Here is a 20,291-nt window from a genome sequence, read left to right as displayed (position 1 = left end):
CGAAGGGGAACGGCATGACCGTCATCTCAGTGACTGGGCACATGGACCTGACCGAGGAGAGCACCCAGCTGGTCCGCGACGCGCTTCTGGAACTGCTCGGCCGACACACCGATGGTCAGCTCACCGGCGTTTCCTGCCTCGCCAAGGGCGCCGACTCCCTGTTCGCCGAAGCCGTCCTCGCCCGCCGAGGACGGCTCGTGGCCGTCATCCCCTCCGCCGACTACCGCACCGCCAAGGTGAAACCCGAGTTCGCCGAGCAGTTCGACCAACTCCGCCACGCGGCCACCGAAGTCACTGTGATGCCCTTCCCCGAAGCCAACCGCGCCGCTTACGAGGCCGCCAACCACGAACTCCTTCGCCGCGCAGACCTGCTGGTAGCCGTCTGGGACGGCCGACCCAGCGCCGCCCGTGGCGGTACTGCGGACACCGTCGCCGCAGCCCGCGCCGCCGGACTGCCCGTCGAGATCGTGTGGCCTGAAGGAGCAGCCCGGAAAGGCTGACGGGCCAAGGCCAGGCGACACTGAGGCAGGTCCGATGAAGGAGCTGTGGCCATGAGGTTTGGTCTTGTCGTGCGTTTCACCGCTCGTGACGCGGCAGCGGCTCGCGCCTTCGACGAGCTGACCGCGGAGACCCTGGAGGCGATCCGCGCGCTGGAGCCCGGCACTCTCGTCTACGCCTGCCACACCGTGCCGGACGAGCCGAACGTCCGGGTCTTCTACGAGCTGTACGCGGATCGCGAGGCGTTCGAGCAGCACGAACGGCAGCCTCACGTCCGCCGGTTCCTGGAGGAACGGGCCCAGCACCTCGCGTCGTTCGATGTCACCTTCCTGAACGAGGTCGCGGGCAAGGGCACGTCCGGCGAAGCCGTCTGCTGACGAAGGGACAGCCCCGCACAGGAAGTCGGTGGGGCCGACTTCCTGTACGGGGCAGGCGAGGGTGGCGGCGGTGTTCGTTCCGGAAGTGGGGTGCAGGCCGGGAACGGATCGGAGCGGGGCCCATTACGCTGGCCGCCATGGAAGCCAGCCCAGCGCCCTCGCCGCCCGTTTCCGACGGCCGCCCGCGTCGTAGCGGGTACCGGAGGCTGCCGGTGCAGCAGCGGCGGGAGCAGCTGATCTCGGTGGCCCTGGAGCTGTTCGCCTCGCGACCGCCGGAGGAGGTCAGCCTGGACGATGTCGCGGAGGCGGCGGGGGCGTCGCGGCCGCTGGTGTACCGCTACTTCGCGGGCGGCAAGCAGCAGTTGTACGAGGCCGCGCTGCGCAGCGCGGCGGAGGAGCTGACCAGCCGGTTCACCGTGCCGCCGGCCGGGACGCCGACCGAGCAGCTGTCGGCCGTGCTGGACAGCTACTTCACCTTCGTGGCCGAGCACGACGCCGGGTACTCGGCGCTGCTGCGCGGCGGTTCGGTGGTGGAGACGGCGCGGACCTCGGCGATCGTCGACGACGTGCGGCGGGCGGCGCTCCGGCGGACGCTGCGCCACCTCGGGGTGCGGGAGGCCGGGCCCCGGCTGACGCTGCTGGTGCGCTCGTGGATCTCGGTGGTCGAGGGCGCGTCGCTGAGCTGGCTGGACGAGGGCCGCACGCTGCCGGTGGCCGAGCTGCGGGACTGGCTGGTGGACCAGTTCGTGGCGATGGCCGCGGCGACGGCGCTGCGCGATCCGCAGTCGGCGGAGGTGCTGGCCGGCGTGCTGGCGCTGGAGGACCCGGCCGAGCCGCGGACCGGTCGGCTCCGGACCGTTCTCACTCGGTAGCCCCGACCCCCGGGGCCGGGTACCGGGCGGGGTGCTCAGGCTCTGCCGAGCACGACCGGGCGCTCGGCGCCCCGCGGTCCGACACCGAGAAGCTTCACCTGAGCGCCCGCCGGAGTGGCCGACGGCTCCGCCCGGCGAATTCCTCCCGCTTCCGCCGAGCCGAAGGGGCGGCGAACGAGCCGCCCGCACGGCTGACAACCCGGCTCCGGAGCCATTCCGGGCCAACCCGGGCATCTCGATCAGGGCCCCATAACGATCTTCACAATTGCCTCGACGACCGGTCGGACCCGCTGCCAGACTTGGCCGGTCCGTGCACACCCGGCCCGCAGCCATGCGCCCCAAGGGGGGGCGGGGGAGCTGCCTGCCCACCGGAGAAGAAGTCACCGTGCGCATACCACGCATCCTGGGACTGACCGCCGCCGCGGCCACCGTCGTCCTGGGCGTCCCACTGCCGGCCCTCGCGGCGCCGGCCACCACCCTCTACGTGGACAACACCTCGGCCACCGCCTGCTCCGACACGGGCGCCGGCACCCAGGCCCAGCCGTACTGCACCATCACCAGGGCCGCCCAGGTCGTCGAACCGGGGCAGACCGTGGAGGTGCGCGGCCGGTTCTACTCCGGGGACGTCAAGCTGACCAGGTCCGGCACCCCGGACAAGCCGATCACCTTCATCGGGCTCCCGTACGGCACGGCTCCCTGGGACCTCCCCCAGCTCTCACCCCGCGACACGGCGCTCACCGTCACGGGCGCCCACGATGTCGTGGTCCGCGGGTTCTACCTGGGCACCCCCGACGCCGTGGTGGTGACCGGCTCCCACCACGTCACCCTCGACCAGAACTACTTCTCCCTCACCCACAGCGCCCGGCCGAGCGTCCGGGTGACCGGGCAGAGCGACCATGTCACGGTCAGCCGCAACGAGTTCCGGCTCGTGGGCGGGGTGAGCGCCGACCCCGGGACCCATGACATCACCGTCTCGACCAACGAGTTCATCGGCCCCTACAGCGGTGTCTCGGCCACCGACTCCCCCGGGTCGGCCGTCACCAACAACACGATCGTGTCCGCCTGCGGTCCGGGCGTCGCACTGAACGGCACCTCGGCCGGAGCCTCGGTCGAGAACAACATCCTCATCGGCTACGGCCACCAGCTCGGCGCCGGCTCGACCCCGAACTGCGACTCGGTGCCCGGCGGTCAGGGGGACACCGAGATCGCGGTGTCCGCCGGCTCGGCCACGGGTACCACGGTCGACTACAACATCGTCCACCCGAGGCCCAGCAGCGTCGGGTACACCTGGGCCGGCGCCCGCCACCTGACCCCGGAGGCCTTCTCCACCGCGACCGGGCAGGCGAAGCACGACGCCGACCAGTCCATCGCCTTCTCCCCCGCCGGGCTCCCCACCGTGCTGGAGCTGACCGACGACGCCACCGCGGCGATCGACTCCGCCGACCCCGCCGCGCCGGGCATCCTCCCCACCGACCTGACCGGCCGGCCTGCGATCGACAGCCCGCTGGTGCCCAACACGCCCGGCGGCAACGGCCGGGACCGGGGCGCGCGCGAACTCCAGGGCCTGCAGCAGGCATCCGTCTCCGTCCGCGGCGCGAACTTCCCCACCCCGCAGGGCGCCGCCCCGCTGGTGGTCAAGGCGACCGCCTCGGTGCAGAACAACTGGCCGACCACGCTGACCTACGTGTTCGACTTCCGCGACGGCACCCCGCCGGTGACCACCACCGACCCCACGGTCGAGCACACCTACACCGCGGTCGGCACCTACCGCCCCCAGGTGACGGTCCAGGACAGCGCCGGCTCCAAAATCGCCGGCAACGACTACCTGGGCGGTATGGCGACGGTCAAGGAGCCCGCGCCGCTGGCTCTCTCCCTCGGCGCCGAGCAGACGGCCAGGCCCCTGGAGTACAGGTTCACGGGAGGTGCCACCAGCCCCTGGATCGTCAACGGCTACGCGATCGACCCGGGCGACGGCACCGGCAGCGTCCCCTACGGGTGGAGCCACACCTACGCCCGGCCGGGCAGCTACAACGTCACGCTGACGGCGACCGACGAAAGCGGCCGCAGCGCCGGCCTCACCAGGACGATCACCGTCGACTACACCGACGACATGAAGGACCTGATCTCGGGCGAGCGGGTCCGCGTCCTCGCGGACGCCCGCCCGGACATCCTCCCGCTCAACGAGGCCTCGGCCAACCACACCAGGGGCGTCTGGCACCCGTGGGCCCGCATCCCCTCCACCGAGGACCAGAACGCCTCCAACAACGCCTCGCTGGCCTCCGCCTTCACCGCCAACGGCGACCTGCACACCGCCCGCGTCTTCTGGGGCGGCCTGACCGTCGCGGACTGGCACCGCCGCGACTTCCAGTGGACCGGCTGGCTCGTCCCCGAGCGCAACCCGATCAACTCCGGTCCGGTCAGCCAGGTCTCGGTCGCCGCCATCGGCAACAAGCTGCACGTGCTCACCCTCGTCAGCGGCCGGGTCTACCAGAACACCGCCGACTACGACACCGGCCGCTGGGGCGGCTGGGCCGACGTCAGCGCCGCGGCGGGCGTGAACACCCAGATCACCCAGATCGCGGCCGGCGCCACCGGCAACGTCCTGCACATCGCGATGACCGACTTCCAGGGCCGCGTCCTCGTCGCCGACGGCAACTACGACAAGGGCACCTGGTGGTCCGGCGACCTCCCGGCCCAGCTCGGCCGGCCGGGAGGCATCACCCAGCTCTCCGCCGCCACCGTCGGCAGCAAGTTCCACATCCTGGCCCTGGCCGGCGGCAGCGTCTACCAGGCCACCGCCGACTACGCGGCCGGCGGCTGGAACGGCTGGGGCAACGTCTCCGCCGTCACCGGCCTCGCCGGCGGCGTCAGCACCCTCGCCGCCGCCTCCACCGGCAACTCGCTGCGCCTGTACGCGATCAGCGGCGGACACGTCTACAACGCCACCGGTGACTACACCAAGGGCGTCTGGTACCCGTGGGCCGACGTCACCGCGCCCGGCGCCGCCGGTCCGCTGCGGCCCGTCGCCAACCTGACCGTGGCCGGCGCCGGCTGACCGGTCCCCCCTCGACGGAGCCCGGGGCCCGCCGCCGAACGGCGGCCCCGGGCTCCTTTCCCCCTTACACACCCGCAATTCCCGAGAGAGCCGAACCTTGCCACTACGCCGTGCCCTCGGCCTGACGGCCGCCACCGCCGTCGCCGTCCTGGGCCTCCCCGCACCCGCCATCGCGGCCGGGCCCCCCACCACGCTCTACGTGGACAACACCCGCGCCAACTGCTCCGACAAGGGTCCCGGCACCCAGGCCCAGCCGTACTGCACCATCTTCCAGGCCGCCCAGGTCGTCGAACCCGGCCAGACCGTGGAGGTGGGCGGCCAGAACTACGGCGAGCATGTCGTGCTGACCAGGTCCGGCACCCCGGACAAGCCGATCACCTTCGTCGGTACCCGCTGGGGCGACCTGCCCTGGCACCTCCCGCGGATCGACGGCGACGCCACCGCGATCACCGTCTCCGGCGCGCACGATGTGGTGGTCCGCGGCTTCTACGTCACCTCCCGCGGCTCGGACGCGGCGGTGGTCACCAACTCGCACCAGGTGACCCTCGACCAGAACTACTTCTACAAGAGCCCGGCCGGGTTCCTCAGCGTCCGGGTGACCCGCGGGAGCGACCACATCACGGTCAGCCGCAACGGGATCCGGACCGCGGGCGGGGTGGGCGTCGACCCCGGCTCGCACGACGTCGTGGTCACCACCAACGAGTTCCTCGGCGCCTACGGCGGGGTGTCCGCCACCGACGCCCCCGGACTGATCGTCACCAGCAACACCCTCGCGGCGGTCTGCGGCCCGAGCATCGCGCTCAACGGCGCGTCCCCGAACGCGGTGATCGAGAACAACATCGCCACGGGCGCCATCGGCTACACCGGCCCCGGCGGCCAGGTGGAGCCCTCGTGCGGCACCGTTCCCGGCGGCACCGGAGACGTCGAGATCGCGGTCGGGGCCGGATCGACCGCCGGTACGAAGATCGACTACAACCTCGTCCACCCGGTGGGCGGCGCCGCGTACAGCTGGGGGGACACCCGTCACCAGTCCCCCGGGGCCTTCGCCGCCGCGACCGGGCAGGCCGGGCACGACGTCGACCAGGACGTCGCCTTCGCCGGCCTGCCCAACCGGCTCGAACTGACCGACGCCGACACGGCCGCCATCGACTCGGCCGACCCCGACGCACCGGGCATCCTCCCCACCGACCTGACCGGCCGGCCCTCGATCGACAGCCCGCTCGTGCCCAACGCCCCCGGCAGCAACGGCCGCGACCGCGGCGCGCGCGAACTCCAGGGCCTGAAGCAGGTGTCCCTGGCCGTGAACGGCTCCGCGTTCCCGAGCCCCCAGGGCCCCGCGCCACTCACCGTCAAGGCGACGGCCTCGGCCGAGAACACCTGGCCCACCGGGCTGACCTACTCGTTCGACTTCCTCGACGGCACCGCCCCGGTGGTGACCTCCGTGCCCTCGGCCACCCACACCTACACGGCGGTCGGCACCTACCGCCCGGTCGTCACGGTGACCGACGGACTCGGCGGCAAGGTCACCGGTCGCTCGGGCACCGGGGCGACCGTCAACGCGCCGGGACCGCTGGTGCCCGGGCTCTCCATCATCGGCAGCAACCTGTCCTACCGCTTCGACGGCACGGGCAGCACCACGCCGTACCGGGTCAAGAGCTTCACCGTCGACTTCGGCGACGGCACGGTCAGCCCGGCCTCCCCCTACTCCGTCGAACACACCTACGCGCGGGCCGGCCGCTACACCGTGACCCTGACCGTCACCGACGAGGGCGGGCGGACCGCCGGCACCAGCGAGGTGCTGGACGCCACCGTCAACACCTGGTGGGACGAGACCCAGGGCCAGCGGATCCGGATCCTCGCCCAGACCGCCGGCGAGACGCTCAACGCCAACGCCAACTACGGCACGGGCCGGTGGAGCGGCTTCTCCCGCCTCCGGTGGCCCGAGCCCGACCGGCCGGCCACCGCTCTCGCCGAGGCCTACACCACCAACGGCAGCCTGCACGCCTTCAAGATCTACAACGGCCTCCTGGAGACCGCCGACTGGTCCGCCTACGACCGGCTGTGGAGCGAGTGGCAGCCGGTCAGCCTCGCCGGAGTCGGCCAGCAGCACATCGTCCAGGTCGCCACCGCGAAGGCGGGCGACCGGATCCACGTCCTCGTCCTCACCGCCAACGGCCGGGTGTACCAGGCCGTCGCCGACTACCCGGCGGGCCGGTGGAGCTCCTGGGGCGATGTCACCGCGGCCGCCGGACTCCCCGGCCAGATCACCCAGATCGGCGCCGGGTTCGCGGGCAACGTCCTGCACGTCGCCGCGCTCGGCGCCGACGGCCGGGTCCGGATCGCCGACGGCGACTACAACAAGGGCACCTGGTGGTCCGGTGACCTGAACTCCTACCTCGGCGGTCCGGCCGGAGCCAACCAGCTCGCCGCCACCATGGTCGGCGACGCGTTCCACGTCCTCACCGTGGCCGGCGGCAACGTCTACCAGGCCGCCGCCAACTACACGACCGGCAGCTGGAACGGCTGGGGCAACGTCTCGGCCGTCACCGGCCTCGCCGGCGGCGTCAGCCGGCTCGCCGCCACCTCCACCGGCAACTCGCTGCGCCTGTACGCGATCAGCGGCGGACACGTCTACGACGCCGCCGGCGACTACGACAAGGGCGCCTGGTCCCGCTGGGCGGACATCACCGCCCCCGGCGCCGCCGGCCCGCAGGCCCCGGTCTTCGTACTGGCCGCGGCCGGCACCGGCTGACCGGTCACCCCTTGACGGAGCCCGGGGCCCGCCGCCGAACGGCGGCCCCGGGCTCCTTTCGCCCCTTCACACCGACCAGTCCCGAGAGAGCCGAACCTTGCCACTACGCCGTACCCTCGGTCTGACGGCCGCCGCCGCCGTCGCCGTCCTGGGCCTCCCCGCACCCGCCATCGCGGCCGAGGCCCCCACCACGCTGTACGTCATGGCCAGTCGGTCCCAGTGCTCCGAGACCGGCCCCGGCACCCCCGACCGGCCGTTCTGCAGCATCTCCGCCGCCGCGAAGATCGTGGAACCCGGGCAGACCATCCACGTGGACCGCTTCGTCAGAAACACCGAGAGTGTGCGCGTCACGCGGTCCGGCACGCCGGACAAGCCGATCGTCATCGAGGGGGACGACCCCACGCTGCGGTGGATGGACAGCGACCGGACCTCGATCGTCCCGGGCGCCAACTCCTCCGACGTGTTCACCCTGACCGGCGTGCACGACGTGGTGATCAGGAACTTCTCCTTCTACGACTACGATCGCGCCGTCGCGGTCACGAACTCCAGCAATATCGTCGTCGAGCGCAATGACTTCAGGGGGCTCGGCGACAGCACCGCCAGTGTCCAGATCTCCGGTGACAGCCGGCAGGTGACCGTGGGACGCAACCGCTTCCAGGGGAGCAGCGGGGTCGTGGTCGCTCCCGGCGCGCGGGACACCGTCGTTTCCACGAACGCCTTCCATCGTTCGACGCGCGGCGCGGTCTCGGCGACCGGCGCGGCCGGCCTGGCCGTGACCAGCAACACCGTCGTGGCGCCCTGCGGCCCGGGCGTCGCCGTGGCGGGCGCGTCCACCGGTGTCTCGGTCCGGAACAACATCCTGGCCGCCGTCGACAGCGCGGACGCCGGATCGGGCGGCTGCGCCGAAGGCGCCCCGGCCCGCGGCGGCGTACAGCTCTCCGTCGCGGCCGAGTCCGCACCGGGCACCGTCGCGGACTACAACACCGTCCACCCGTCGCCGGGCGGCGCCGCCTACAGCTGGGCCGGCACCGAGTACCCGTCCCCCGCCGCCTTCACCGCGGCCACCCGGCAGGGCGCCCAGGACCTCGATCTGCTACCCGTCTACCTCCGCACCGAGGACTACGAGCTGACCGAGGCGAACACCGCGGCGTTCGACAACGCGGACCCGGACGCGCCCGGCCTCCTGCCCACCGACCTGCTCGGCCAGGCCGCCGTGGACAACCCCAACGTCCCGAACGGCGGGCCGCGCGGCACCTTCCGCGACCGGGGCGCCTATGAGCGGACCGGCCTGCGGAAGGTGACCCTGGACGTCATCGGGACGGCCTACCCGGTCATGCAGGGGCCGACGCCCTTCAGCGTCAAGGCCGTCGCGACGGTGACGAACCAGTGGCCGACCAAGCTCAGTTACTCGTTCGACTTCGGCGACGGCACCCCGCCGGTGGTGACCACCGAGCCGACCGCCACCCACGTCTACGAGCGGGCCGGCGAATTCCTGCCCGTCGTCACCGCGATCGACGAGGTGGGCGCGGCGCGGCCCAGCCCCCCGCGCCAGAACCCCCTCTCCGTACGACCGGCCGGCCCGCTCACCGTCGACTTCACGCTGAGGCCGCTCGGCGGCATCCTCACATACACCTTCGACCAGCAGCTGACCAGCCCGTGGCGGATCGTGGACCGGCGCGTCGACTGGGGCGACGGCACCCTCGACAGCGAAACGCGGCACAGCTACCGCCGCCCGGGCCGGTACACCGTCACCATGACCGCCACCGACGTGGGCGGGCGCACGTCGAGCGCCGCACGGACGCTCGACGTGGACTACACCCCGGACGTCAAGCTCCGGATGTCCGGTGAACGGGTACAGCTCGTGTACGGCAACGGCGTCGACTTCCTCATGACCCCGGGTGTCAACTACACCCAGAAGGTCTGGGACCAGATCAGTGAGACCCTTCCCAGCCGCTACGGGAGCCTCCCACCGGTCGCCACCGCGTACACCGCCAACGACCAGGTCCACGCCCTCAAGGTGGAGGGCGGCCGGATCTACATCGCCGACCGCCGTCTGGTCGAGTCCAACTGGGTCTACTGGTACGACATCGAGGCAGCCGGCGCGGCCGGCCCGCTCGGCACGGTCACCGATGTGGCCGCCACCGCGATCGGCAACCAGCTTCACGTGGTCGCCGTGGCCGACGGCCGGCTCTACGAGGCCGTCGCGGACTTCGACAAGGGCCGCTGGAGCCGGTGGGGCGACATCACCGGCGCCCTCGGGCTGGGCACCGGGATCAAGCAGGTGGCCGCGTCCACGCTCGGCAACGCCCTGCACCTCGCGGCGCTCGGCACCGACGGACACATCTACGCGGCCGACGGCAACTACGACCGGGGCACCTGGTGGGCCGACGACATCACCCGGCTCTTCGGCGCACCCGGGACGGTGACCCAGCTCGCGGCCGCCACCACGGGTTCCCGGTTCCACGTCCTCGCGCTGAGCGGCGGCAGCGTGCATCAGATCACCGCCGACTACGCGGTCGGGCGCTGGAGCGCGTGGGCCAACGTCTCGTCCGTGATCGGCCTGGGCGGTTCGATCCAGCAGCTGGCCGCGGCATCGACCGGCAACACCCTGCGGCTGTACGGGCTGAGCGGCGGCATCGTCCATGACGCGGCCGGCGACTACAACGTCGGCCGCTGGAGCGGCTGGAACTCGACCGGCGCCTACGCGCGAGTGCTCGCGGCGGCCGGCACCGGCTGACCGGGCCCGCCGCGCGGGCGGCCCGTCTCCCCACCTGCCCGGCGGGGAGACGGGCCGCCCCCGTTTCCGGCTTCCTCGCCGCACGCCCAGGGCGGACAGCCGTTGTGGGCGGGGAGTCCGGCGCGCAGGATCGGGACATGGAGATCACCCGCGTACGACCCGAGTTGTCCATGATCACCCTGGAGTTCGGGACGGCCTGCCTCTGGCGGGACGAGGACGGGCTGACCCTGGTCGACACCGGTATCGCCGGGTCCGCGGCGGCCGTCGAGGATCACCCCGATGTGGTGGGGGGTGCGGGCGAGGTGGACCTCGACCCGGGGGCCGGACCATGTGCGGGGTGTTCAACACCGATCCGGCGCGGGCCGCCGGCTCCCTCCGCCGCCTGGCGGCGCTGCCGGTGGAGACGGCGGTGTTCGGGCACGGCGACCCGATCACGGCCGGTGCGTCAGCCGCCCTGCGGGCCGCCGCCGAGCAGCCGCTGGAGCGGTAGCGGCCGCGCCTCCCCCGGCCGCGTCTCCCCCGGGCGCGCCTCCCCCCGGCCGACACGGTCCCGTTCGCGCTGCCAGTGGTCCAGGTCGCGCAGGGCGTCGGCGCGGGCGTCCGGCTCGCCGGCCAGCGCCGGGACCAGTTCGCGCAGCAGGGCGACGGCGGCGCCGGGACTGCCGCCGCGGGCCTGCCAGAGGGCCAGGTCGTGGCAGGTCCGCAGGGTGCGCAGGTCGGTGGGGCCGCAGATCCGGGCGAGGTCGGGGATCAGCGCCTCCAGCATCCGGACGGCCTCCTCCGGGGCGCCGTCCGCGCCGCGCTGCCAGGCCTGGTCGGCCCGGCGGCGCAGCTGTTCGGGGCTGGGGTCGTCCGGTCCGAGCAGGCCGGGCCGGACGTCCCGCAGCCGGCGCCGGACCTCGGCGGCGTCGGCGGGCCGGTCGGCCGGGTCCTTGGCGAGCAACTGGCGCACCAGGGCGGCCAGCGCCGGGTCGGTGGTGCGGACCGGCGGCGGGACGTCGTTCAGGTGCTGGTACATCATCGCGGCGGCCGTCCCGGCGTTGAACGGGCGCCGGCCGGTGCAGAGCTGGAAGAGCACGATGCCGAGCGCGTAGAGGTCGGCCCGGCCGTCGAGCGGGGCGCCGGCCCAGCACTCGGGCGCCAGGTAGGGCACGGTGCCGATGACGTTGCCGGTGGAGGTGAGGCCGACGGACTGGCTGAGCAGCCGGGCGATGCCGAAGTCCAGCACCTTGGCCTCGCCGGCCTCGGAGATCATGATGTTCTCGGGCTTGATGTCCCGGTGCACCACGCCCGAGCGGTGCGCGGCGTCCAGGGCCTTGCAGACCTGGCGGATCCAGCGCAGCGAGAGCGCCGGGTCGGGGATGCCCTCCTTGAGCACGGCGGACAGCGGCCGGCCGCGGACCAGCTCCATCACCAGGTAGTGGGTGGACCAGGCGCCGTCCTGCACCCGGCCGTAGTCGTGCAGGGTGACGATGTGCGGGTTGGAAAGGCTGCCGACGGTCCTGGCCTCCAGGATGAAGCGGTCGACCGCCTCCTGGTCGCTCGCGTTCTCCTCGGAGAGGACCTTGACCGCGACCGGACGGCCGAGTCTGGTGTCGTGGGCCGCCCAGACCACGCCGAATCCGCCCCGGCCGAGCTCCCGGTCCAGCCGGTAGCGGCCGTCCAGCACCTCCCCCGCCCTCATGCCTTCCCCCAGTCCGCCAAGTCCGATGGATCCGAACGGTGTTCACCGCGACCGGGGCCACCATAGCGGTGGGGGAAGACATCGGGGTGAACGGCTCACGGCTTCGGCTTGGGCAGGCCCTCCGGGTTCAGTTCGGAGGTCGGGACGGCCTCGTTGTCCAGGCCCCAGCGCTTGAGCACCTGGCCGTAGCTGCCGTTCCCGATGACCTCGTTCAGCGCCTCGTTGACCGCCTTGACCAGCCCGTTGTCCTTCCTGGTGGTCGCCGCGATCTTGCCGACCACATTGGCGCCGCCGCCCGAGTAGGTGCCGATGATCTCGGTCTCGCCGGTCTGGACGGCGTGGAACGAGGCGCTGGGGTTGGGGCCGACGTAGATGTCGATCCGGCCGGAGGAGAGCGCGAGGTAGTAGTCGGAGGAGTTCTGGTAGTACTTGATGTCGGCCGGCTTGAGGCCGTTCTTCACGTTCTCCTCGTTCCAGGAGACCAGCAGCTTCTCCTGGTTGGTGCCGGAGGAGACGGCGATGGTCCGGCCGGCGATGTCCTTGGGCCCGGTGATCTTCCAGCCGCTGCCCTTCCTGGCCTCGAAGCCGAGGATGTCCAGCCGGTAGGTGGCGAAGTCGTACTTCTCCTTGCGGGCCTCGGTGACGGTGATGTTGGAGAAGCCGACGTCGTACTTGCCGCTGTCCAGGCCGACGAAGATGTTCTCCCAGGAGACCGGGTTGAACTCCGCCTTCAGGCCCAGGACGTTGGCGATCAGGGAGGCGATGTCCGGCTCGACGCCGATGATGGTCCTGTCGTCGTTGGCGTAGAAGTCCAGCGGCGGTGTGGTGCCGAGCGAGTCGACGACCGTCAGCGTCCCTCTCTTTCTGATCTCCTCCGGGACCAGTGCCGCGATGGCGTCGACCTTCGGTGTGGTGACGCGGTTCTGATTGGGCGTCAGATTGACCGTGATGCCGTTGGGCGCGGTGCTGCCCTTGGCGGGCGCGAGTTCCGCCGTGGCGTCCGAGGAGCCGCCGCAGGCGGCCAGGGTGAGGGCGGCGGCGGCCGCGACGGCGGTCACGAGGGCACGGCGGGGCAGGGACATGGCGGAACTCCTTGACGGGTGAAGGGGTTTCGGGGACGGCGCGAGCCGGGGTCAGAGGACCTTGGCGAGGAAGGCGCGGGTGCGCTCGTGCTGCGGGTCGTCCAGGACGGCACCCGGCGGGCCCTGCTCGACCACCACGCCGCCGTCCATGAAGACGACGGTGTCGGCGACCTCGCGGGCGAAGCCGATCTCATGGGTGACCACGATCATCGTGGTGCCGCTCCCGGCCAGGCCCTTGATGACGTCCAGCACCTCACCGACCAGCTCCGGGTCGAGCGCCGAGGTGGGCTCGTCGAAGAGCAGCACCTTGGGTTCCAGGGCCAGCGCGCGGGCGATCGCCACCCGCTGCTGCTGCCCGCCGGAGAGCTGCCGGGGGTAGGCGTCCGCCTTGTCCGCGAGGCCGACCCGGCCGAGCAGGTCCAGCGCGGCCGCCCGGGCCTCGGCCTTCCGTCGGCGCAGCGCGCTGACCGGCGCCTCGATGATGTTCTCCACCACGGTGAGGTGCGGGAACAGGTTGAAGTTCTGGAAGACGAAGCCGATGTTGGTGCGCTGGCGCAGCACCTCGCGCTCCTTGAGCTCGTGCAGCCGGTCGCCGGACCGGCGGTAGCCGATCAGCTCGCCGTCGATGGCGACGAAGCCCCGGTCCAGCTTCTCCAGGTGGTTGATCGCGCGCAGCAGGGTGGACTTGCCGGAGCCGGACGGACCGAGCACCACCGTCACCGAGCCGGCCGGGACGTCGAGGTCGACGCCGCGCAGCACGGCGAGCTGCCCGAAGCTCTTGTGCAGGCCCCTGACCTGCACCATGGGTTCGGCGGCGAGCGTGGTCATGAGCGTCCTCCGGGGGCCTTGTCGGCGGTGGCACGAGCGGGGGCACGGGCAGCGGCACCAGCGGGACCGCGGCCGGTCCGGAGGCCCCGGACGAAGGCCAGGGCCCGCCGCAGCGGGGTGGGCGGCGGGGTGCGCTCGGCGCCCCGGGCGAAGTAGCGCTCGACGTAGTACTGGCCGATCGACAGCACGGTGGTCAGCAGCACGTACCAGACGGTGGCGACCATCAGCAGCGGCACCACCCGGCCGGTGCGGCCGTAGACGACCTGCACCTGGTAGAAGAGCTCGCCGATGGCCATCACATAGACCACCGAGGTGCCCTTGAAGAGCGAGATCACCTCGTTGGCGGCGGCCGGCAGGATGCCGCGCATCGCCTGGGGGAGCACGATCCGCCAGGCCTGGCGCCAGCGCGGGACGCCGAGCGCGGCGGCGGCCTCGCGCTGGCCGGCGTCGACGGAGATGATGCCGCCGCGGATGATCTCGGCGGCGAACGCGGCCTGGTGCAGGCCGAGGCCGAGCACGGCGGCGCCGATCGCGCCGAGCACGCCGACCGTCTCGAAGTCCGCGAAGGTCGGGCCGAACGGGATGCCGACGCCGAACCGCTTGTAGAGATAGGACAGGTTGAACCAGAAGACCAGCTGGACGATGAGCGGGATGGACCGGAACGCCCAGACGTAGGCCCAGGCGATGGACTGCAGGACCGCGCTGCGGGACAGCCGCATCGCGGCCACCACGGCGCCCAGCAGAAAGCCCAGCACGGTGCCGTAGAAGGTGAGTTCGAGGGTGCGGCCGACGGCCCGCAGGATGGTGTCGGCGGAGAAGAAGAGCCGGAAGGTGGCCCAGTCCCAGCCCGGGTTGGTGGCCAGCCCGTGGGCGAACTGGGCCAGGACGACGAGCGCGGCGAGGCCGGCCGCCCAGCGCCAGGGGTGCCAGGCGGGGACGGTCCGGAGCCCGGCCAGCTCACCCAGGTCGAGGGCGGCGGCCGGTCTGGCCGCCGGTTTGACCAGGGGGCCGGTCGCGGTGGTGACGGTCATGGTGGGATTCCTCCAGGAGACCTGACGCAGGGGGGCCCGAAGCCCGGACAGGGGATCACGCGTGCTCGGGCGGGCTGATCAGGGACTCCTTGATGGCCGAGTCGGCGACTCCCCACTTCGCGAGGATCCGCTCGTACGTCCCGTCCTTGATCAGCTGGTTGACGGCCGCCTGGAACGCGGGGGTGAGCGTGGAGCCCTTCTTGAAGGCGAAGCCGACGTCCAGACGGTGGAACTCACCGAGGAACCTCGTCCCGGACGCCTCCTGCGCGGCCTGGTAGCGCAGGCCGTTGATGGTGGACATCGAGATGTCCACCCGGCCCTGCTGGAGGCTGGTCAGCGCGGCGCCGGTGTCACTGAACGCCTTCACCTCGTACGGCTTCCTGCCCGCGTCGGTGCAGACGTTCTTCCTGCTGTTGAGCGTGGTCTCGAAGGTGGTGCCGGCACCGGTGCCGATGGTCAGGCCGCAGAGCTGGAGCAGGTCGGTGACCGGCTGAATGGTGGTGTTGTCCTTCTTGACCGCGAAGCCCTGGCCGTCGTCGATGTAGGTGACGAAGTCGATGGTCTTCAGCCGGGCCGTGGTGACGCCGAAGTTGCCGGTGCCGACGTCGAACTTGCCGCTGCCGAGGGCGGGCAGGATGGTCTCGAACGCGGCCTCCTCGCGCTGCACGGTCAGGCCGAGCACCCTGGCCACCGCGTCGGTGAAGTCGATGTCGATCCCGGCCGCCTTCTTGGTGGCCTGGTCGGCGTAGAACGCGCCGGGCGGGGTGCCGAACGAGGACCCGAACTTCACCGTGCCGGAGGTGCGGACGTCCTCCGGCAGCAGTGCGGCGGCGGCGTCCGACCTGGCGATCCCGGAGACGATGTCCTGCGTGGCGGCGGCGAGCGCCTCGCCGCCGCCACCCGGCCGGGCGGCGATCTTCGGGTCCGAGCCGCACGCGGCCAGCGCCAGGACCGGCAGCAGGGCGGTGGCCGCGTACAGGCGGCGGACGATGGTGGTTCTCACGGGAGTCGGTGCCTTTCGGGGGTTCGGACGGTGCGGCCGGGCAGGTGCTTCTCGAACGGCAGCGGGCCGATGGTCAGCGGGTCGGCCGTGACGTCGAAGAGCGGGGTGTAGCCGGTCGCCAGGTAGAGGCCCTTGGCCTCCGGCTGGCGTGGCCCGGTGGTGAGGTAAATACGGGTGTAGCCGGCCGCCTCGGCGGCCCGTTCCAGCTCCGTCAGGACCCTGCGCGCCAGGCCCCGGCGGCGGTGTGCGGAGTGCGTCCACATCCGCTTCAGCTCGGCGGTCCGCTGGTCGTACCGCTTGTACGCGCCCCCCGCCACCGGCTCGCCGTCCTCCAGCAGGAGCAGCAGGACGCCGGCCGGCTCCGCGAAGGCGTCCTTCGGGTAGCGGGTCATCTCCTGGTGGGCGTCCGCTCCGTACCGGCTGACGTACTCGTGGGTGAGTTCGCGCAGCAGCGGCTCGACCAGCGGGTCGTCGATGGTGACCCGGCGGACCTCGACGGCCAGGCCGGTACGGCTCACGCCTGCACCGCGATCAGCTGGTGGCGGTCGCGCTCGGCCCGGGCCGCCTTCGCGGCGCAGGACGCGTTCGGCCGGTGGACCAGCGGGATCTGGAGCTTGTCGGGCATGGTGACTGACCTTTCGGGTTGTGCGGACATCCGGTGGACCGCGGGTGGGCCGGGGCCGGAGCAGGCCATGGCGGAGCCGGACGCGGCACGCGAGGCGCGGAACACGGCTGCGCGGCGGCGACGGTGAAGGGGTGAAGGTGCAGGCGACGGTGGCGGAATCGGTGACCGGGGAACTGCCGGAGCGCAGTGGGGAGGAGGGCGAAGCGGAAGGCGGCAGCGTGCGCCTGATCAGCCGTCAGCGGTGGACGGCTTCCCGGCCCGCGTCGGGGCACCGAGGGAGGGGTCTCCGAGAGGAGAGCAGGGCCGGCTGGGCGGCCCGCTGCCGGGTCAGCCGCGACACGCCGCGGACCACACCCGACCGAAGTCGATGTGGTCGCGGGTGACCAGGGGCTGCTCGGCGTACATGGCCCCAAGTTGAACAGCCGCCGATGCGGTACGTCAACCACCCTCCATTACCGCTCTGTTGCGATCTCCTGTCGCCCCGCGACCCTGTCATCCCGCCCTTGACACGCGCCGATCGAGCATGCGTACGATCACAGCGGAGTGCAGTGCAGTGCCGGCCGCGTTGAGGGACGCGGGCCGGTGCGACGGCAGTACGTGACCACACCCGTACCTCCCCGCCTGCCCGCACCTCCAGCCTGGAGTCCTCCTCATGGCCACCCCGCAGGACGTCCTCCCCGCACCCGCCCTCCGCAAGAGCACCGGACCCACCGCCGACCCCGCCGCCGACCCCGCCACCGGTCCCGCCACCGGCCCCGCCGAGGCCCGGATCGTCGCCCGCCGCCGCCCCGGGCAGTGGGTCTCCGCCGCCGTCGCCCTGCTGCTGTTCGCGATGGCCGTCAGCTCGGCGATCCGCAACGACGCCTTCCAGTGGGACGTGGTGGCCGACTGGTTCACCGCCACCTCCGTCCTGAACGGCCTCACCCTCACCCTCTGGCTGACCGCCGTCACCCTCACCCTCGGCTTCGTCCTCGGCACCCTGCTCGCCACCATGCGCCTCTCCACCAACCCGGTGCTGCGCACACTCAGCTGGGTCTACATCTGGATCTTCCGCTCCACCCCGCCCCTGGTGCAGCTGCTCCTCTTCTTCAACATCGGCGCGCTCTACCCGACCCTCGGCCTCGGCATCCCGTTCGGCCCGGAGTTCGTCACCGTCAAGACCGTCAACCTGATCGGCCCCACCCTCACCGCCGTGATCGGCCTCACCCTGCTGGAGGCCGCGTACGGCGCCGAGGTGGTGCGCGGCGGCATCCTCTCGGTCGACCGCGGCCAGCTGGAGGCCGCCTCCGCGCTCGGGCTGAGCCGTTGGCGGGTGCTGCGCCGGATCGTCGTCCCCCAGGCGATGCGCTCGATCGTGCCGACCGCGGGCAACATGCTGATCGGCGCGCTCAAGGGCACCAGCATCATCAGCGTGCTGGCCGTCTCCGACCTGCTGTACTCGGTGCAGCTGGTCTATCTGCAGAGCTACCAGGTCATCCCGATGCTGCTGGTCGCCACCATCTGGTACATCGTGATCACCACCGTTCTCTCCATCGGCCAGTACTACGTCGAGCGCCACTACGCCAAGGGCGCCACCCGCGAGGGCCTGCCGCCCACCCCGCTGCAGCGGGCCCGCGCCGCCTACCGCCGGCTGCGCACCGCCGCCGACGCCGATGCCGATGCCGATGCCACCGACGCCGCTGCCGTCGCCGGCCGGGCCGCCGGGGAGGCCCGGTGAACACCCTGGTGATCGTCGGCGCCGGGCCACGGGGCACCGGGCTGCTGGAGCGGATCGCCGCCAACGCGGCCGAACTGCTGCCCGCCCGGCGGCCGTTGCACATCCACCTGGTCGACCCCCACCCGCCCGGCGGCGGCCGGATCTGGCGCTACGACCAGTCCCCGCTGCTGCGGATGAACTCGATGGCCGAGGACGTCACGATGTTCACCGACGAGAAGTCCACCATCGAGGGGCCGGTCCGCCCCGGCCCCTCGCTCGCCGAATGGGCCGCCCGCAGCGAGGAGTTCGCGCCCTACCAGGAGATACCCGACCCCGGCGTCCGGGCCGAGCTGCGCACCCTCGCGCCCACCGACTTCCCCACCCGCCGGGCCCAGAGCGCCTATCTGGACTGGGTGTTCCGGCGCGCCGTGGCCGACCTGCCGCCGCAGGTCACCGTCACCGTGCACCGGGACACCGTCCGCCGGATCGAGGGCCCCGGCGACGGGCCGCAACTGGTCCACCTCGGCGACCGGGTGCTCACCGCCGACCAGGTCGTGCTCACCCTCGGCCACCTCGACTCCGCGCCACACCCCCGGTACGCCGCCGACGCCGACTTCGCCGCCCGGCACGGCCGCTTCCACCTCCCGCCCGCCTTCTCCGCCGACGCCGACCTCTCCGGCATCGCACCCGGCGAACGGCTCGTCCTGCGCGGTTTCGGCCTGGCCTTCGTCGACCTCGTCGCCCTGCTCACCGAGGGCCGCGGCGGCCGTTTCGAGGAGACCGCCGACGGCCTGGCCTACCGCCCCTCCGGCCGCGAGCCGGTGATCCACGTCGGCTCCCGGCGCGGCGTGCCGTACCACTCCAAGACCGGCTACCGCCTCCAGGGCCCGCCCGCCCCGCTCCCCCGCTACTTCGACGCCACCGCCGTGGACACCGTCCTCGCCCGCCCCGGCCCGCTCGAACTACGGCGCGACTTCTGGCCGTTGATGGCCAAGGACATCGGCTTCGGCCACTACCACGAGCTGTTCCACGCCCACCCCGAACGCACCGCGCTGCCCTGGCCGGAGTTCCTGGCCGGGTACGACCGGCACGACTGGTACTCCCCCGAGCTCGGCGAGCTGGTCGCCGCGGCCGTCCCCGACCCGGCCGACCGGCTGGACTTCGAACGGCTGGACTTCCCGCTGGCCGGCCTCGAACTCGGCTCGGCCGAGGAGCTCCAGCGGCACCTGCGCGACTACATCACCGCCGACGCCGACCGCCGCGCCGACCCCGCCCACAGCACCGACCTCGGCGCCTTCCTCGCCCTGCTCTCGCTCTTCGGGCAGGTGCCCCGCATCCTCGCCTCCGGCCGGCTCACCGCCCGCTCGGTCGGCGAGGAGGTGGACGAGTGGTTCTTCGGCTACTTCAGCTACCTCGTCTCCGGCCCGCCCGGCTTCCGGCTGCGCCAGTTGCTCGCGCTCTCCGAGGCGGGCGTGGTCCGCTTCCTCGGCGCGGGCGTCCGGGTGGAGCGGGACGAGACCACCGGCACCTGGCGGGCCTCCGGCGCCACCGTGCCCGGCCACACCGTCACCGCCACCGCCCTGGTCGAGGCGTACCTGCCCAGGCACGCCCTGGCCCGTACCCGCGACCCGCTGCTGGCCGGGCTGCACCATGCCGGGCGGATCGTCGAGGAGGTGGTCGCGGACGAGGAGTACACCCACCGCTCCGGGCTGCTCACCATCGCCCCCGGTGACAGCCGCGTCCTGGACCCGGCCCTGGACGGCGCCCCGCACCCGCGCCGCACCGCCCTCGGTCCGCACACCAGCCTCCGCGCGGCCGCCGCCTTCGCCCGCCCGCGCACCGACTCCCCCGGCTTCCGCCAGAACGACGCCGCCGCCCGCACCCTGCTCCGCGCCCTCGCCGGGACCCAGGCAGCCGCCCTGGCCGCCTGAGCCGCCGGGGAGCCGGGCCGCCGGGGAGCGGCGCCGCCGCCGAAGCCCGTACCGGGCCCGCGCCCGGCCCTGCCCCCGGCCACCCGCCGGGTGGAAGGATGGGGCGCGGGCCCGCACCGG

At 72.6% G+C, this 20,291-nt stretch carries 15 protein-coding genes; 9 read left to right on the top strand and 6 right to left on the bottom strand.

From position 1 onward, the window contains the following. The first annotated feature begins 14 nt into the window (after positions 1-14). The 7 genes from AB0P06_RS03550 to AB0P06_RS03520 all read left to right on the top strand — a co-directional run bounded on the left by AB0P06_RS03550 (position 15) and on the right by AB0P06_RS03520 (position 10,781). The gene (locus AB0P06_RS03550; RefSeq protein ID WP_363604767.1) at positions 15-500 is read left to right on the top strand and encodes a hypothetical protein; all 486 of its coding nucleotides are present in this window, start codon (positions 15-17) and stop codon (positions 498-500) included. Positions 501-551: 51 nt separating this feature from the next. Continuing rightward, a complete protein-coding gene (locus AB0P06_RS03545) occupies positions 552-875 on the top strand; it encodes an antibiotic biosynthesis monooxygenase (protein ID WP_363604765.1) in 324 nt (107 codons plus the stop codon). Positions 876-1,012: 137 nt separating this feature from the next. Then, positions 1,013-1,747, top strand: a complete 735-nt coding sequence (locus tag AB0P06_RS03540; RefSeq protein WP_363604764.1) for a TetR/AcrR family transcriptional regulator — start codon at positions 1,013-1,015, stop codon at positions 1,745-1,747. Between the two features lie 385 nt (positions 1,748-2,132). Then, positions 2,133-4,802 (top strand): PKD domain-containing protein, encoded by a 2,670-nt coding sequence (locus AB0P06_RS03535; RefSeq protein WP_363604763.1) that lies wholly within the window; start codon positions 2,133-2,135, stop codon positions 4,800-4,802. 97 nt (positions 4,803-4,899) lie between these two features. Further along, on the top strand, positions 4,900-7,554 hold the full coding sequence (locus AB0P06_RS03530) for a PKD domain-containing protein (RefSeq protein ID WP_363604761.1): 2,655 nt from the start codon (positions 4,900-4,902) through the stop codon (positions 7,552-7,554). A gap of 97 nt (positions 7,555-7,651) precedes the next feature. Further along, entirely contained in the window at positions 7,652-10,291 is a 2,640-nt protein-coding gene (locus AB0P06_RS03525) for a PKD domain-containing protein (protein ID WP_363604759.1), read from the top strand. Between the two features lie 337 nt (positions 10,292-10,628). Then, the gene (locus AB0P06_RS03520; RefSeq protein ID WP_363604757.1) at positions 10,629-10,781 is read left to right on the top strand and encodes a hypothetical protein; all 153 of its coding nucleotides are present in this window, start codon (positions 10,629-10,631) and stop codon (positions 10,779-10,781) included. Here the strand turns inward: AB0P06_RS03520 and AB0P06_RS03515 are convergent. The 6 genes from AB0P06_RS03515 to AB0P06_RS03490 form a co-directional block, all read right to left on the bottom strand. After that, the gene (locus AB0P06_RS03515) at positions 10,737-11,975 is read right to left on the bottom strand and encodes a serine/threonine-protein kinase (RefSeq protein ID WP_363604756.1); all 1,239 of its coding nucleotides are present in this window, start codon (positions 11,973-11,975) and stop codon (positions 10,737-10,739) included. The genes AB0P06_RS03520 and AB0P06_RS03515 overlap by 45 nt on opposite strands. 95 nt (positions 11,976-12,070) lie before the next feature. Further along, entirely contained in the window at positions 12,071-13,057 is a 987-nt protein-coding gene (locus AB0P06_RS03510) for an ABC transporter substrate-binding protein (RefSeq protein WP_363604755.1), read from the bottom strand. Positions 13,058-13,108: 51 nt separating this feature from the next. Continuing rightward, positions 13,109-13,885, bottom strand: a complete 777-nt coding sequence (locus tag AB0P06_RS03505; protein ID WP_363604753.1) for an amino acid ABC transporter ATP-binding protein — start codon at positions 13,883-13,885, stop codon at positions 13,109-13,111. Next, positions 13,882-14,916, bottom strand: coding sequence for an amino acid ABC transporter permease (locus AB0P06_RS03500; RefSeq protein WP_363604752.1), 1,035 nt, complete (start codon positions 14,914-14,916; stop codon positions 13,882-13,884). The genes AB0P06_RS03505 and AB0P06_RS03500 overlap by 4 nt, the downstream gene beginning before the upstream one ends. A gap of 55 nt (positions 14,917-14,971) precedes the next feature. Beyond that, positions 14,972-15,919 (bottom strand): ABC transporter substrate-binding protein, encoded by a 948-nt coding sequence (locus AB0P06_RS03495; protein ID WP_363604750.1) that lies wholly within the window; start codon positions 15,917-15,919, stop codon positions 14,972-14,974. Further along, positions 15,916-16,437, bottom strand: coding sequence for a GNAT family N-acetyltransferase (locus AB0P06_RS03490; RefSeq protein ID WP_363604749.1), 522 nt, complete (start codon positions 16,435-16,437; stop codon positions 15,916-15,918). The genes AB0P06_RS03495 and AB0P06_RS03490 overlap by 4 nt, the downstream gene beginning before the upstream one ends. 759 nt (positions 16,438-17,196) lie before the next feature. Here AB0P06_RS03490 and AB0P06_RS03485 point away from each other — a divergent pair. Both AB0P06_RS03485 and AB0P06_RS03480 read left to right on the top strand, forming a co-directional pair. Continuing rightward, positions 17,197-18,261: an amino acid ABC transporter permease gene (locus tag AB0P06_RS03485; RefSeq protein WP_363604748.1), complete on the top strand. Its 1,065-nt coding sequence runs from the start codon at positions 17,197-17,199 to the stop codon at positions 18,259-18,261. Next, positions 18,258-20,171, top strand: coding sequence for an FAD/NAD(P)-binding protein (locus AB0P06_RS03480; RefSeq protein ID WP_363604747.1), 1,914 nt, complete (start codon positions 18,258-18,260; stop codon positions 20,169-20,171). The genes AB0P06_RS03485 and AB0P06_RS03480 overlap by 4 nt, the downstream gene beginning before the upstream one ends. Positions 20,172-20,291: the final 120 nt, after the last annotated feature.

Origin of the sequence: Kitasatospora sp. NPDC088351 (assembly GCF_040685575.1) — a bacterium.
Classification (GTDB): domain Bacteria; phylum Actinomycetota; class Actinomycetes; order Streptomycetales; family Streptomycetaceae; genus Kitasatospora.
Note: the sequence above shows the minus strand (reverse complement) of the source record. Positions and strands in the feature narration are given on the sequence as shown.